Genomic DNA, 14,068 nt, shown 5'->3' with positions numbered 1-14,068 from the left:
GTGGTCACTCCGTGGATTCGGTCTCGTCTTGTTCGTCTGGCTCGGCGTCGCCGTAGCCCATCGCCTTCCGGGCCGCGTGTGCGCCGAGGCCGGCCGCAGTCGCGCCGACGGCGACCTTCCCGGCGGTCTCGACGTCGGTCAGCGCGACGCCTTGCTCCTCGATTGGGTCGTAAAACGGCGTCATGCGGTCCCAGAATCCCGGCTCCATACAGCCGATACACGGCGCGCCGACGTTGCGACAGACGCTCGTGCCGTCGTTCCAGAGCCGGACCGAGTCGTCACAGTGGCAGTACGGCCCCTTGCAGCCGACGTTGTACAGGCACTTGCCGGAGCCGTCGCCGACGTGCTCGACGAACTCGCCGCGGTCGAAGTAGCCGCGGCGAGAGCACTGGTCGTGGACCAGCGGGCCGTAGAACGCCTTCGGTCGGTTGAACTCGTCGAGGTCGGGCTCGTGGCCGTTCAACAGGGTCGCGACCGTCAACAGGACGTAATCGGGGTGTGTCATACAGCCCGGGACGTTGATAACGGGAAGGCCGGAGTTGGCGGTGAAATCCGGCCCGAGGACGCCAGCGTCGTCCTCTCGGTGGGTGTACTGGAGCCCCTTCGCGCCGGTGACGTTCGCGTCCATCCACGGTCCTTCTTCGTCGAAGTCCTCGACAGCGGGCGCGCCGTTGTTGGCCGACTGCCAGCCGCCATAGCAGGCACAAGTGCCGATGCCCATGACGTACTCGGCCTCGGGAGCCAGTTCGAGCAGCCAGTCGACGACCGGCTTGTGGTGGCCGTCTTCGGTCCGGCCGAACGTCGCGGCCGAGGGAATCTTCGTCGGAATCGCTCCCTCGACCATCAGGATATCAGGCGAGGAACTCATCGCCTCGGTCGCCGCCTCCCCGGTCTCGGCCATGATTTCGGGGTGGAAGGTCACGTCGAGTTTGAACTGCGAGATGGCCTCCTCGAGGCTCGGCGACGTTCCCTGCAGCGTCGACATGGTGCAGGCAGAGCAGGTCTGACCCTGGAGCCAGACGACCTCTTTGCTGCCGTTGCTTGCCTGTTCCAGCGCGGTGGCAACCTCCGAACTGTACTGGGTGATTACCGTCCCGGCGCTGACTCCGCCGACGAGCTTGAGGAAGTTTCGTCGTGTCGTTGTCGCCTCGGTTCCTGTCTTCGTCTCAGTGTCAGCAGTGGTCATATTGGTTTCTCTCCGTGGAAGCGAGCAGTTGTCCCACCGAACCCAGCGACGGTCGGGTTCTCGATATCGGTGGGTGGCGGTACAGTTACTGTACTGGTTGATGACGGCTGGATAAACAATGATGAAAGGCCAATATATACAGGGTATTTTAACAAGTGCTCCTGGTGACCGGGCGAGCGGGCTAGTCAGTTGCCACGCCACGTCGCATCTCCAGAGGGCCACAGTGATTATTGCGGTTATTTTGGTGAGCCAGTGACCGATACTGTCGTGTCACGGATTGTAACGGAGCTATGACAGTGACATGGCGGTACAGACTCACACTAGCAGAGAACACGAGAGAAACCACAAAGCGGGGAACCCACACCGGAGCCGGGGTCGACGAGGACTACCGTCTGTCGGATTGGGCCGAGTCGTCGGCCAGTCGGTCGACGGTCTTGGTGATCTCGTGAACCTGTGTCGCCTGCTCCTGGTTGGCAGCCGCGATGTCCTCGATTTCGTCAGCGACCTGTGCGGACTGATCGACGAGTTCGTCGACCATCGAGGCGAGCTCTTCGGCACCGGCGGCCTGGTCGTCCGTCGCGTCGGAAACCTCCTGAACGCCCTCCGAGACCTCCTGGATGTTTTCCGCAATTTCCTGGAGGGTATCCATGGCCGTTGTCACCTGTTCAAGTCCCTCCTCGACCTGTCGTGTGGTCTCTTCGAGGCTCGCAACGGTCTCTGCAGCGTCCTCTTTGATGCCGTCGACCAACCGCTCGACCTCACCCGCGTGTTGCTGTGACTGCTCGGCTAACGATTTTACCTCGTCGGCGACGACTGCAAACCCCTCACCTGCGTCTCCGGCCCGTGCCGCCTCGATAGAGGCGTTCAACGCGAGCATGTTCGTCTGGTCGGCGATGTCGTTGATGATATCGACGATAGCGTCGATTTCGTCGATGCGCTCCTGTAGGCTGTCGACGTCGGCGGCGACTCCCTGGACCGAGCCGTCGATTCGATGCATCACGTCGATTGCCTCGGTCGCTGCCTCTCTCCCCTCGTCTGCGAGGGTTTCCGCGCGCTGGCTCGTCGCCGCGACCTGCTGGGCAGTCGATGCAATCTCCTGGACTGTTGCCGACATCTCGCCGACCTCGCCAGAGGCCTCCTCCATTGCGCTGGCCTGTGTTCGCGCGAGGTCGCTGATCTCCTCGCTACTGACCGCGATATCGTCGGCGGCAGTCTGCAGTTGTTCGCAGGCGTCTTGGACGGTGTTGCTGACCTCTTGTTGTCGCTGTAGCTCGCGGGTGAGATTCTGGCTGTAGGAGTGAATGTAGGTATCAGTCGCCACCTGCATGTCGAGGTTGATGAGACGTAAGATAGCCAGCAAATCCTCCGTCGCCTCGTCTACCTCCCTCTGGACGACCGTTTCGACGGTCGCCTCTGGCTCGTCGTCGGTTGTGTCGACACCCTCACCGCCGAGGCGGCTGTCATCGGCCCTGTGGTGAAGCTCCTCGATGAGTGACTCCTTGAGACGGTCACAGACAATCGGGAGAATCAGGTCATAATAAACGCCGTACTGCCCGAGGTACTGTTTCATCGGCATGTCGAGCATATCGTGGAGCTTCCCGATTCGCGCCCGCTCACGGAAGTACGCCACGCCGTACTCACCCTGGACCAGCGTCTGTAGATAGGCTGCCTGCGTCCGTTTGAGCTGGTCGACCCCCTTCTCGGACCGGCTCATCACCTCGATGGTCTCGTCGTGCTCGGTGATGTTCTCGTAGAAATCTGCCGCGACCTGCTCAGCCTGGCCTGCGAACGCATCCTGGTACGCTTCGAGCCGCTCGGCGTCTTCCTGTGTGAACCCGATGAACTCCTTTCGCCATGCGATTTCCTCGGCATCGAGACCGATGTCGGCAATCAGCTCGCCGGCGTCGACTCTCTCGTTGAGTTGTCCCTTCCCGAACGCTTCCTCAGGAGCTTTCATGTCAGAAGAATTTTCGATAAAGCGTAAATATCCAATCGGTCGTTCTCAAAGACCAAGAATATATCACGATTTATTCACAGGGTTGCCATCTTCGGACAAATGCGTTCACCCGCTGGCCGTAACGAGTCCCGGGGGAATTACCCCTGGCCGATCATCTGGTCTTCGTCTTCCCACTCCCGTTTGCGGAGTTCGTATTTCTGTACCTTCCCCGTCGCGGTCGTAGGCAGTGCCTCGACGTATTCGACTTCGCGGACGATCTTGTAGTCGGCGAGGTTATCCCGCGTGAACGCGGTCAGCTCGTCGGCACTGACCGGCGGGTCCTCTGGGTCGCCGTTTGCCGGGACGACGAAGGCTTTGGGCGTTTCTCCCCACCGGTCGCTCGGGGCCGGGATGACTGCGACATCGCCGACGGCCTCGTGTTCGAAGAGCGTGTCCTCCAGTTCGATACTGGAGATGTTCTCTCCGCCCGAGATGATGATGTCTTTCTTTCTGTCCTGAATCGATATCATGCCGTTCTCGTCGACCGTCGCCAGGTCGCCCATGTGGTAGTATCCCTCGATTCTGTCGTTGAACGCCTCCTCGGTGGCCTCGGGTTTGTTCCAGTATCGGTCCATCACCTGATTCCCGCTGACGACGACTTCGCCGAGTGTCTGGTCGTCACGCGGAACGTCGTTGCCGTCCTCGTCGACGACGCGGACCTCTGTTCCAAGGAACTCGAGGCCCTGTCGCTTCTTGATTACAAACCGGTCGCTGCTGTCGTCGTCGAAGTGCCGGCGTGCGTCGGAGGTCGTAATCAGCGGTCCCGTCTCGGTCGCGCCGTAGACGTGTTTGAGATACCAGCCGAACTCGTCTTCGACGGTGCGAATCGTCGCCTCCGGCGGCGCGCTGCCCGCCGTTGCTATCCGCACGTCGTTCTCGCCGGTCGGTTCTGGGTCGTGCTCGTCGTAGTAATCGACCAGCATGTTCAACACCGTCGGTGCGCCACAGAGATACGAGACGTTTTCAGATTGCACGGCCTCGAAGATGTCGCCGGCATCGACGCCGCGGGTACAGACGTGCTTTGCGCCGATGCCCGTGACCGCGAAGATGTGTCCCCAGCCGTTGACGTGGAACATCGGGAGCGTCCAGAGGTAGATGTCGTCGTCGGAGAGGCGCTGGTGAACCGATATCAGGTACGCGTGAATCGTCTCTGTCCGGTGGGTCCGACAGACGCCCTTCGGGTCGCCCGTCGTCCCAGAGGTGTAGTTGATGGTGATGACCTCGTCTTCGCTCATCTCCGGGCGCTCGTAGGTATCCGGGGCGGCCTCGAGTACCGCCTCGAATCCCTCCCAGTCGCCCGCGACCACGTCGGGGTCGTTCGTCATGAACGTCTCCGCCGGCACGTCGTCGCGAATCGCCTCGATTTTCTCCGCGTACTCGTAGTCGGCATACACCGCATCGACGCCGGCGTCGTCGAGGATGTACGAGAAGTCATCGGGCGTGAGCCGATAGTTCAGCGGCGTGTGAATCGCCCCGAGTTGCATCGTCCCGTATGCGGCTTCGAGGTGATAATGCGTGTTCGGGTCGAGGACCGCGACGCGGTCGCCTTTCTCGATTCCGCGAGCCGCCAGCGCAGCCGAGAACCGGTCGGCCCGTTCCCCCAGTTGTTCGTAGGTAAACCGTTCTCCTGTCGTTGCAACAACCGCTTCGTTGTCAGCGTAGTGGTCCCTGGCCCGGTCCAGAAAATCCGTGACGAGCAGTGGTTTCTTCATGATTCTAAACGTCGTAGCCACAGGTACCGACCCCGGTGTTATTATACCCGCTGTGCACTCCCAGTGGTTGAAAATTCCGCACAAGACAAGGCGAAGTGGCTGTCTCCGTCGATTCACTCACACCAGCGGATAGCGAAAGGCGTACAGATTGACCATCGTCTGTGCGATTGCCGGTGCTACTATCGTGCCGTGGTGCTGGTAGAGATAACCGAGCAGACACCCCTGTGGGAGCAGAAATACCACCGTCACGGCCATCGACGCAGCGTTCCCAATATAAAACAAGAGGCTATACAGCAAAGCAAACGCTGTCCCGGAAACGAGAATCGCCCTCTCCGGTGACAGCGCGTTTTCGGCGTGGTCCTGCAAGACACCACGAAAAAACGCCTCCTGAACAAGTGGTGTCAGTACCACTGCTCCGACGAAGAGTGCAATCACAGCGATATCCACGGCGGGGTCGAATCGTAACGCGATGATTGTCACGCCGTCGCCGAGACGCACCCCCCACAGCAACCCGGAAAGAGCAGCAAGCGCCGTTCCCGTGACGACACCGCTCGCTACCTCTGCCCACTGTATTTGCTTCGGGAGAAACTCTCGAAGCGCTGCATCAGTAATGCGAAGATACCAGGCGATGAGAATGACCGTCGAGACGAGATGGGCCCACGTCACCACCGTGTCGTACTGCCACCTCTCCATTCCCCAGACGAGCATGAACGGGAGCATCAATACGCCCGGGAGTACGTACCACGCGGCTCCGAGCCCTGCGATTCCAGCGAGATTCGACCTGGGTCCGGCTGCCCGGCTTCGCCGGAGTGAAACCGCCATCGTCTCGTGGATGATGGTCTGATTGTCTACGAGTCTCTGGAGAAATCCCATGTATATATTTTACCATATAGTTGTAGGATATAAATATAGGGTGGCTGCTAGACCCGGTGCTTGGATACGTCGAAACGGCAGCAGTGACGTGTGTAATTGTTCACAATAGCGGTTTACCGGTAAACCGGTGGCCTCGGCACTCACGGAAGCTCCGGTTAGTACTAATTATATAAAATTTGAGTGTTATGGCTATGATGCACAGAGCAACGGAGGTATCGTTAGATGACTGGCTGGAAAGAGAATATGGGTATGTCGCAAGACACCGGACTGGTGAAAATCTATGCACCGATGAGCCACAAGGAAAGGTGGCAGGAAGAAGCGGACGAGAAAAATTATAAGAGTACTAGTAAGTACCTGCACGAACTTATCCAGGAAGCCCGGGCGATCAGGGACGAAGGGTTCCTCGCGCCCCAAGGCAGCGATCAAGAAGTCCAGCGACTCAAGAAGAAAATCGAGGAGTTGGAGGACCGTTTGGCGCAGGCAAAGCAACAGAATCGTGACTCGGTGACGATTGACGATTCGGCGTTCCTGAAACAGTTCCTCACTGAGGAGTACCAGACGTTCGACGAGGTCTTACAGAAGGTCGTCGAGAGTGACACGGTCGACGAACTACTGCGAGAGCCAATCGAGGACGAACTGTATTTCTTGGCTGCTCGTGAGGAGGTCGAGTTCGAGCACGGTCACGGCTGGCGACTTGCTGGAGGTGAGGAGTGATGGCCGATGACTGGTACGAGACGGTCTACGAGAACAAGCACGACGCGATCAACGACTTCATCAAGCAGAAGCAGACGACTGGCCGCAGTCCACGAACCTTGAACTCCTACAGCCGTGTGTTGAAGCGGTACTACCACGAGCACTTCCCCGACCTTTCGCCTGCGGAGACGGAGGTGCGGCATATCGAGGAGTACCTGCGTATCTTGGACGACCGCGATGTGAGTCAGAACACAAAACGGCGGTACCTCGAATCACTGTCGGCGTTTTTCAGCTACGCGATGAAACGCCCACGGTTCGAAGAGATTACAGGCAATCCGGCTGGTGTCGTCTTGGAGGAGATACCGAAGCAGATCCGAGAGCGACCGGACTGTGCGACGTGGGAGAACGCGAAGAAGATCGTGAAGGCGATTCCGAATCCGCGGAACAAGGCCGTCGCTGTCCTACTGGCGAAGACCGGGTGCCGGTTGGAAGAAGCATTAGAGATCAAGATGGACGACCTGATGCTCGACGGCGGTTTCGTCCGACTGCGTGAGCGGAAGGGAGGGAAGCAGACGGTGGTGCCGATTGATCGAGAGACGATTCGGACGATCAAGCGGTTCAAGCTGATTCGACGGGACACGGACTTGGACTACTTGTTCGTGAGCATCCGTGACGACCGGTTGACGAAAACGGTGATTCAACGAGCAGTACGTGATGCGGCAGTCGAAGAGGGCATCATGGAGAATGGCGAGGATCGGTTCCACAAGAAGTTCACGCCGCATACGTTTCGAACCGTGTTCACGACGCTGATGCGGAATCAGGGGATGAAACAGCACGTCCTCCAGTACATTCGTGGGGATGCGGAGAGCGAGACGATGGACATCTACACTCGGGTCGATAGAAACGAAGCACGGGACGAGTATCTGGACTGTATCAAACCGCTTGGACTCTGATCTGGATTGATTGCGGTCTTTCTCCCAGTTTCTTCCACGTGATTGTAGAGAAGAGAGGCAGCTAGGAGGATGCGATCAAAATTAGCCCGCAACTCTTTCTCTTACTTGGTCGTAGGCTTGATCCCCTCTGACAGCATTGATAGTAGCCTGATTTGTAGGTAGAATTTCTGGGTCTTCTAGTGTTCCCTCTAAAGCTACTGTTGCTTCCCATCCTTGTTCTTGTTGGATTTGATATAGTCCTCTAGAGATATTTTTGATATATTCTCTTTTTTCTGGAGTTGGATCTGTTACAAACTCTTCAAGTGCCTGGCCAAAGCTGTCTGAAACTAGAGTGCCGTCAAGTGCTGCGCCAATATTGGTGTTGTCTCGATCAGGGTTATTGTCATAGCCTGTGATACCCATATCATCCACCATTTGGAATAATGCTACCCCTACCCAATCTCCGACAGCATTAACTACACCTGCATCATTTTCAGTTAGCCCCAAGATATCTTCGGACTCGAGTTCTCGTGCTTTAGTATAGTCTAGAGCGGTGACATAGTGTTCCGGGAACATATTCCCCGACTCACCTGATTCCGAATCTCTTGAAACATTTACTGTATCTTGATCCAAACTTGAACGGTAGAGTGAGGATTCTGGATCTCTGATTACTCTTCTGAAGATGTCAACATTTACGGAGTTTGTCTGTTCTACATATTTTACATTTGCTTCTCCGTTTCTCTCATATTGAAGGAGTGCAGGTATGTGCCGAAAACCAGAGTTTATGTAGGTCTGTCCCCATTCGTTTTCTCTTTCTGCTCCTCCTATACCTCCTGTACTATTGGGGCTTACAGGCTCGGATGCAAATATACTGGATAGTTTAAAGTCTGAAAAATCCGGGTTTATTTGGTTTACAGCCTCTTCAGCAATATTTGACACTATCCAGTCTGCGGCTGCTGAACTAGACACACCTGCTTCTTGTGATGCTTTGATTAGTGCTCGTGTGAATACTATTTCATCGTCTTCTTCGGCAAAGTTCAGGTCTTCGTATCCTAATGTATCGATATGTTGTTCTGGGTTGTTGTAGATTTCTTCTGCCCGTGCGATCATTTCGTCGACAGACATATTCAGACCTTGTCCGTTTGGTGCTGTCTGGCTTGAGGCTGCATCTTCGGCGTAGGCACGGTCGTTTCTCTGCATTTCCTGGTACTCGGATTCTGTCGTAGAATTGGTTATGATGTGGTCGTAGTTTTCCGGTGTTTCGTCGTCTCCCAGGTGGCCGAGTGCGCCGGTTTCGTCTTCGAAGAAGTATCTTACTGCGTTTTCTGGGTCGGCTTCAGTTTGCTGCTCGTCTTCTTGGCTGTCTTCACCAGTCGTATCAGTATCTGCTTCAGTTGTGCCGTCTGAACCAGGTGTCGAGGTGTCCGGGTCATTCTCTTGTGAGTCGTCCGAAGATGTGTTACAGCCAGCGATCGTAATGGTGAGGCCAACGCCGGTTCCAGTCCGCAGAAAATCACGTCGTCTCATTGATTACCGGGCAGTATCAGCGCAACGTTCATAGATGTAAGGGAGATCAAAAGAACAGCGCGGCCGTTCCGTAAGAGTGGTACCAGTTTTGCGAGGTCGTCTAAACATTCATCGACAGAATGGAATATAGAACCACTCTAAGTTGATTTCTGGAAGTTGTGGGACGAATGACGGTCCCACAGTCGAAGGCCTCGGCACTCATAGGGTTCGTCATCGAGATACTCTCGGAACAGTGTGCTTCGTCATCGGCCATCGGGGCGTTGCTTTGCGAGCCTGAAAGCAGTTACTCCTCGCCGACCTGTCGCTCCATCGCGGCGAGATACTCCGCAGCGACTGCACCGTCCCCAGTTCCGTCCGGTCCGAGATGTGCTCTGACTCGCTGACAGCCGTGCAGGAGGCGTTTGCGCTCGTGTTCGTTGGGCACCTTGTTCGAGATGACTCGCTCGGCGGATTCGACAGTACTCAGCGCCGTCTCAGTATCACCGTCTTCGGCCGCCTGTTGGCCCGCAGAGAGCAACTGCCCGAGCACCGCCGTCACGTCAGGAGGCGAGTCGTGACTCACGGTTTCGCTTGTGTTGGCATCTGTAAAAAAGTATGCCGCAGGCCGGCGTCTGGTTAGTCGTCTTTGGTCTTGATGTCGGCCGACAGCCCCTGTGCCATCTCGATGTCCTTGGAGTTGTTGAGCGTCCAGGCACTCCGGTCAGTGACGGCCTCGATGACCTCGCGGGCCGAGGGGTAGCCGTTGCCGGATTTTTTGACACCGCCGAAGGGCAGCTGGACCTCGGCACCGATACAGGGGAGGTTCCCGTACGCGAGGCCGACTTCAGCCTGGTCGCGGTAGCGGTTCACCTGACGGTAGTCCTCAGAGATGACCGCACCGGCGAGCCCGTAGTCCGTGTCGTTATGGATTTCGAGCGCGCGGTCGATGTCGCCGTCGTATTCGAGCAGCGCGACGTGAGGACCGAAGACCTCCTCGTGAGTACAGCGCAGGTCCTCGTCGGGGTCAGCTTCGTAGACGAACGGTCCGACCCAGTGGCCGTCCTCGTGCCCGTCCGGAATCTCCTCGTCGTCGAGGTGCGTCCGGTCGACGAGCACGTTGACGCCCTCGGTTTCGGCGAGTTCGTTGTAGTTTTTGACCTTCTCGAAGTGCTCTTCCTCGATGAGGGGGCCCATGAAGGTGTCCTCGTCGAGCGGGTCACCGACAGCGATATTCTCGGCTACCTCGACGTAGCGCTCCTTGAATTCGTCGTACACGTCAGAGTGAACGATGAGGCGCTCGCTGGAGACACAGCGCTGGCCGGTCGTCTTGAAGGAACTCATGACGGCGGCGTGAACGGCGATATCGAGGTCTGCTTCTTCGGTGATGACGATGCCGTTCTTACCTCCCATCTCACAGGCGGCCCGCTTGCCGGGGTCTTCGGCGCACTTCTGTGCGACTTCGTGGCCAACCTCGGCCGAGCCGGTGAAGAGGACGGTGTCGACGCGGTCGTCGTCGACGATGGCCCCGCCAGCGTCACCGAACCCTTGGACCATGTTGAAGACGCCGTCGGGGATGCCGGCGTCGACCATCATCTCGGCGATAATCTGGCCACACAGCGGCGTCTGTTCGGCGGGCTTCCAGACGACGGTGTTCCCTTCGACCAGCGCAACAGCCATGTGCCAAAACGGGATAGCGACCGGGAAGTTCCACGGCGTGATACAGCCGGTGACACCGCGTGGCTTCCGGCGCATGTACGCGTCTTTCTCTGGAACCTCGCTCGGAACGATGTCGCCCTTGGGATGGCGCGCGTCGCCGGCGGCCCACTCGACCATGTGCCAGGCCTCGGTCACGTCGGCTTTCCCCTCAGAAATTTCTTTCCCGCACTCTTTCGTGACGACTTCGCCGAGCTCTTCGTGGCGGTCTTTGAGTTCGTGATAGACGTCCCAGAGGTACTCCGCGCGGTCGATGCGCGACAGTTCGCGCCACTCTTCGAACGCCTCGTCGGCAGCCGCCATCGCGCGGTCGACATCCGACTCTGTGGCGCGCTGGAACTCGCCGAGTTCCTCGCCGTTTGCCGGGCTGTAGCTTTTGAACGTCTCGTCACCGTCTCCCTCTACCCATTCACCGTCGATGTAGTGTTTGTGTGGCTCGGACATATCTATCTCTATCACGTGCATCAGTTAAAAACCCCATAGAACCAATCTTCCGTGCCTGTGTGGCACATACTCTCTATGTGCTGCCGTGGCCAAATGAAGGAATTCAAGCGCACCCAATCGGTACGCACACAATTTAATGAGCGAGGAGGACACAGCATGCGGACGATGAGGCTGCTCCGCTGGCTATCGCGTCTCCTCGGCGACGCCGAACAAGACGGCGGGTCAGAGACGGCAGACGAGGAAAGCCAATTTGTTCCCTCAGAGATGGACGCTTCGGTCATGCAGGCACACGGGATGGACACGGCCAGAGCCGAGCAGGAACTGACAGACCTGGAGGAGCGAGCGGAGGAACTCGAATCCCAGCACCGGGAGTGACTACGGAGTCCCGGCGCTCTGGACGGCCCAGCCGCCGTCGAGGTCACACGCCTCTCGCACGGTGAACTCGATGCGCGTCTCCTCGGTAAGCCGGGACCCGCCCGCCACCGACTCGACGCGGATTGGTACGTCGAGCGCACTGCCACAACAGCCGACGCCGACGAACTCCTCCCACGTCTCGCCTGCCTCTGCAGTGTCGTGTGCTTTCGGGAGGTAGGTCTTGAACGGCGTATCCTCGACGATGTCTCGGCCCCAGTCCGAGAGGTCGGCGGGATACGAGAGTACGACGTGAGTAGCTGTCTCTGTCATAGACGTACGTTCGACAGCCGAAAGTATAGATGTTCCGCGCACGTGCGTGATGCGCTCACGCGAGCGTCGTCACTGGCAGAATGAGTGAGAGAGAAGAATTAGGTCAGCTATCTACGCGTCCGGGCCTTCGAACGTCTGGAGTGTTGCAGAGGTACTGCCGTCGTCGCTCGTCCAGACGAGCGTGATAGTGTCATCGTCCGCGATGAAGATGTCGACACTCTGGCCGGCGCTTATCGTATCACCGCTGAGCGTGGAGTTGTCGAAGCCGCTGTAATCTGGTAAATTACCGACTTCATTACCACTGCCGTCTAGGAGTTGTGCACTGCTACCAGTAGCCCCCAGTAGTTCTAAATCAATGTTGGGGCCATTCGAGTGTTGTATGTTCAGTGTGCCCTCTACTGAGGATTTACTTACATTACCAGCTGGGTTGCTGGGAGTGCCCCCAGTATCTTTAACAAATACGTTGAATGAGTCTTGTGCACCTGCCTCAGGCTGCGTCTCGTTATAATCGAAATTAAAGCTCGCCTGCGGTGCTGTGTCGCTGACCTGTTCTCCCAAGCCCAGCACGAACGTCGCGATGACAGCCGCCAGAATGACCGTAATGGCGACCATCAGAATCACGCCGATGACCGGACTTACTGCGTCGTCTTCGTTGAAGAGTTGCTTCAGTTGCATGGTTTAGTTCTGTGCACAACGGTCGGGCACTGCCTGTTCCCTGACAGAAAGCGGTGTGTCTATTACAGACAGCAGACCCATCTCGTTGCGCTTATAGGTTCTATACAATACCGGGACGTATTAAGTATTCGCTCCGATTCCAGTGCTTGAAAACGACCGGTAATCAGAGAGTATCGACAGACGGGAGTGGGTCAAAGGTGGAGGTCGACCTGGTCGAGGTCGAGGGTTTCTTCGAACTCGTCGATGTTCGACTCTAATTCGTCAATTTGCTCTGTGAGTGTCTGGTACTCCGGCGAGTCTTCGAGTTCGGTACGGGCCATCTCGACTTCTAGGACGTTCCGTTTGAGTTTGAGGGCGCTGAGTTCCTGTACCTGGGCGTTGTACTCCGAAATCGTCATCGCGCGCTCGACGACCTCGTGGAGTTCGTCTTTGTTGACGGGCTTGACGACGTAGTCGTCGACGTCCATCTCGGTAATATCGAAGTCCGGGTCGACGGCCGTTACCATGACGACGCGACAGTCGATACCGCGCCGCCGTATCTCTTCGAGCACTCTGTCCCCCGACAGGTCAGGCATCCGACGGTCGAGCAAAACGACGTTGAACGAGTCGTCAATCTCCTGTAGTGCCTCCTCGCCGCTGAGTACGACGGCGGTGTCGTACTCGCGGCTGAGCCTGAGCTCATAGGTCTTGGCCACCCGTTCCTCGTCGTCGGCTATCAGTATCCGAGGGCGGTCCGTCCTCTCCGTCACAGTACGTCTTTGATGATACAGCTAATTATAACTATCCGATTCTTGTGGCTCTTTGTCATCTCCCGTGAAGAATGCCCCGAGCACGTCGTTGAACCCGCTGGGTCGTTCGAGCATCGCGAGGTGTCCCGCACCCTCGATAGTGCGCTGGTCGCAGTCGGGCATATTCTTCGCCAAGTACTCGTGGTACGCCGGCGGTGTGAGTCCGTCCCCGTCGCCGACGACGGCGAGTGCCGGAACGTGGATTTCGGTGAGTCGGTCGCGCACATCGAAGGAGTGACACGTCAGAAAGTCCCGCCGCGTAACGTGTTTACCGACATCCTGCATCGTGTCTCTCGATTTGGCGAGGGGAGCCGAATCCGAGCCGGCAAACAGCATCGACGGACGATGGAGCGTGTCGACGGCACCCTCGAAATTCTCGGCCAGGGCCGTCCGTAGCTCCTCTGCGACAGCGAGTTTGGCCCCCGAGCCGGCGAAGACGACCGCCTCGGGGTCGAACGAACTCTCCAAAAGCACCCGAAAAACCACCGCCCCGCCGAGAGAGTTCCCGACGAGAATGTCCGCCTCAGTCGCGCGCGCGACTGCGACGACATCGGCCGCATATGCGGCCAGCGTCTCCGGGCCGGGCTCTGTGTCGATATCCTCGGACTCGCCGTGGCCGCTCAGGTCGAGTGCAACGGCGGGATGAGTCGGGCCATCGGGGGCGTACTGGCGTGCCCAGAGGCGATGAGTAGCGCCACTGCCGTGAACGTAGAGCGCGGTCGGCCCGGACCCGTCGGGTCGCGTCAGTCGATATGCAGTCTCTCTCCCGTCGTGTGTGACTCGTTCCATGGCAAAGGGTATTGAGGCGAGGTACTTTGTCGTATCCCCGAGGGCGTCGGCAACTGCAATGGAGTGTCTTTTTAATG

At 57.8% G+C, this 14,068-nt stretch carries 15 protein-coding genes; 4 read left to right on the top strand and 11 right to left on the bottom strand.

Going from position 1 to position 14,068, the window contains the following annotated elements; all coding sequences use genetic code 11:
- Positions 1 to 4: 4 nt before the first annotated feature.
- The 4 genes from BLR34_RS07855 to BLR34_RS17580 all read right to left on the bottom strand — a co-directional run bounded on the left by BLR34_RS07855 (position 5) and on the right by BLR34_RS17580 (position 5,329).
- A complete protein-coding gene (locus tag BLR34_RS07855; RefSeq protein ID WP_092701679.1) occupies positions 5 to 1,186 on the bottom strand; it encodes a hydrogenase small subunit in 1,182 nt (393 codons plus the stop codon).
- A gap of 385 nt (positions 1,187 to 1,571) precedes the next feature.
- On the bottom strand, positions 1,572 to 3,143 hold the full coding sequence (locus tag BLR34_RS07850) for a globin-coupled sensor protein (RefSeq protein ID WP_092701676.1): 1,572 nt from the start codon (positions 3,141 to 3,143) through the stop codon (positions 1,572 to 1,574).
- Between the two features lie 137 nt (positions 3,144 to 3,280).
- Positions 3,281 to 4,894, bottom strand: a complete 1,614-nt coding sequence (locus BLR34_RS07845; RefSeq protein ID WP_092701673.1) for a long-chain-fatty-acid--CoA ligase — start codon at positions 4,892 to 4,894, stop codon at positions 3,281 to 3,283.
- A 117-nt stretch (positions 4,895 to 5,011) separates the two neighbouring features.
- Positions 5,012 to 5,329 (bottom strand): CPBP family intramembrane glutamic endopeptidase, encoded by a 318-nt coding sequence (locus tag BLR34_RS17580; RefSeq protein WP_368086079.1) that lies wholly within the window; start codon positions 5,327 to 5,329, stop codon positions 5,012 to 5,014.
- A gap of 34 nt (positions 5,330 to 5,363) precedes the next feature.
- Here BLR34_RS17580 and BLR34_RS17575 point away from each other — a divergent pair, with 34 nt between their 5' ends.
- The 3 genes from BLR34_RS17575 to BLR34_RS07830 all read left to right on the top strand — a co-directional run bounded on the left by BLR34_RS17575 (position 5,364) and on the right by BLR34_RS07830 (position 7,413).
- Complete coding sequence (locus BLR34_RS17575; protein ID WP_368086078.1) at positions 5,364 to 5,738, top strand: hypothetical protein; 375 nt, start codon at positions 5,364 to 5,366, stop codon at positions 5,736 to 5,738.
- A gap of 278 nt (positions 5,739 to 6,016) precedes the next feature.
- Positions 6,017 to 6,481: a hypothetical protein gene (locus BLR34_RS17230; protein ID WP_218120865.1), complete on the top strand. Its 465-nt coding sequence runs from the start codon at positions 6,017 to 6,019 to the stop codon at positions 6,479 to 6,481.
- Positions 6,481 to 7,413 carry a tyrosine-type recombinase/integrase gene (locus BLR34_RS07830; RefSeq protein WP_092701667.1) on the top strand — a complete coding sequence of 311 codons (933 nt, stop codon included), beginning with the start codon at positions 6,481 to 6,483 and terminating at the stop codon, positions 7,411 to 7,413. The genes BLR34_RS17230 and BLR34_RS07830 overlap by 1 nt, the downstream gene beginning before the upstream one ends.
- Positions 7,414 to 7,494: 81 nt before the next feature.
- Here BLR34_RS07830 and BLR34_RS16620 read toward each other — a convergent pair whose 3' ends face one another.
- From BLR34_RS16620 to BLR34_RS07820, 3 genes are all read right to left on the bottom strand, one after another.
- Positions 7,495 to 8,919: a hypothetical protein gene (locus BLR34_RS16620; protein ID WP_143414141.1), complete on the bottom strand. Its 1,425-nt coding sequence runs from the start codon at positions 8,917 to 8,919 to the stop codon at positions 7,495 to 7,497.
- A gap of 283 nt (positions 8,920 to 9,202) precedes the next feature.
- Positions 9,203 to 9,481, bottom strand: a complete 279-nt coding sequence (locus BLR34_RS07825) for a DUF8101 family protein (RefSeq protein ID WP_092701664.1) — start codon at positions 9,479 to 9,481, stop codon at positions 9,203 to 9,205.
- Between the two features lie 53 nt (positions 9,482 to 9,534).
- Complete coding sequence (locus tag BLR34_RS07820) at positions 9,535 to 11,055, bottom strand: aldehyde dehydrogenase family protein (RefSeq protein ID WP_092701661.1); 1,521 nt, start codon at positions 11,053 to 11,055, stop codon at positions 9,535 to 9,537.
- Between the two features lie 156 nt (positions 11,056 to 11,211).
- Here BLR34_RS07820 and BLR34_RS07815 point away from each other — a divergent pair, with 156 nt between their 5' ends.
- Positions 11,212 to 11,430 (top strand): hypothetical protein, encoded by a 219-nt coding sequence (locus BLR34_RS07815; RefSeq protein ID WP_143414140.1) that lies wholly within the window; start codon positions 11,212 to 11,214, stop codon positions 11,428 to 11,430.
- Here the strand turns inward: BLR34_RS07815 and BLR34_RS07810 are convergent, their stop codons facing one another.
- From BLR34_RS07810 to BLR34_RS07795, 4 genes are all read right to left on the bottom strand, one after another.
- Positions 11,431 to 11,739 (bottom strand): DUF7968 family protein, encoded by a 309-nt coding sequence (locus BLR34_RS07810; protein ID WP_092701655.1) that lies wholly within the window; start codon positions 11,737 to 11,739, stop codon positions 11,431 to 11,433. It lies immediately after the preceding gene.
- Positions 11,740 to 11,850: 111 nt separating this feature from the next.
- Entirely contained in the window at positions 11,851 to 12,414 is a 564-nt protein-coding gene (locus BLR34_RS07805; protein WP_092701652.1) for a type IV pilin domain-containing protein, read from the bottom strand.
- 191 nt (positions 12,415 to 12,605) lie between these two features.
- Entirely contained in the window at positions 12,606 to 13,163 is a 558-nt protein-coding gene (locus BLR34_RS07800) for a response regulator transcription factor (RefSeq protein ID WP_092701649.1), read from the bottom strand.
- 21 nt (positions 13,164 to 13,184) lie between these two features.
- Entirely contained in the window at positions 13,185 to 13,991 is an 807-nt protein-coding gene (locus tag BLR34_RS07795) for an alpha/beta fold hydrolase (protein WP_092701646.1), read from the bottom strand.
- Positions 13,992 to 14,068: the final 77 nt, after the last annotated feature.

Source organism: Halovenus aranensis (genome assembly GCF_900100385.1).
Taxonomy (GTDB): domain Archaea; phylum Halobacteriota; class Halobacteria; order Halobacteriales; family Haloarculaceae; genus Halovenus; species Halovenus aranensis.
The sequence above is the reverse complement of the archived record's forward strand: the minus strand, read 5'-3'. Positions and strand labels throughout refer to the sequence as shown.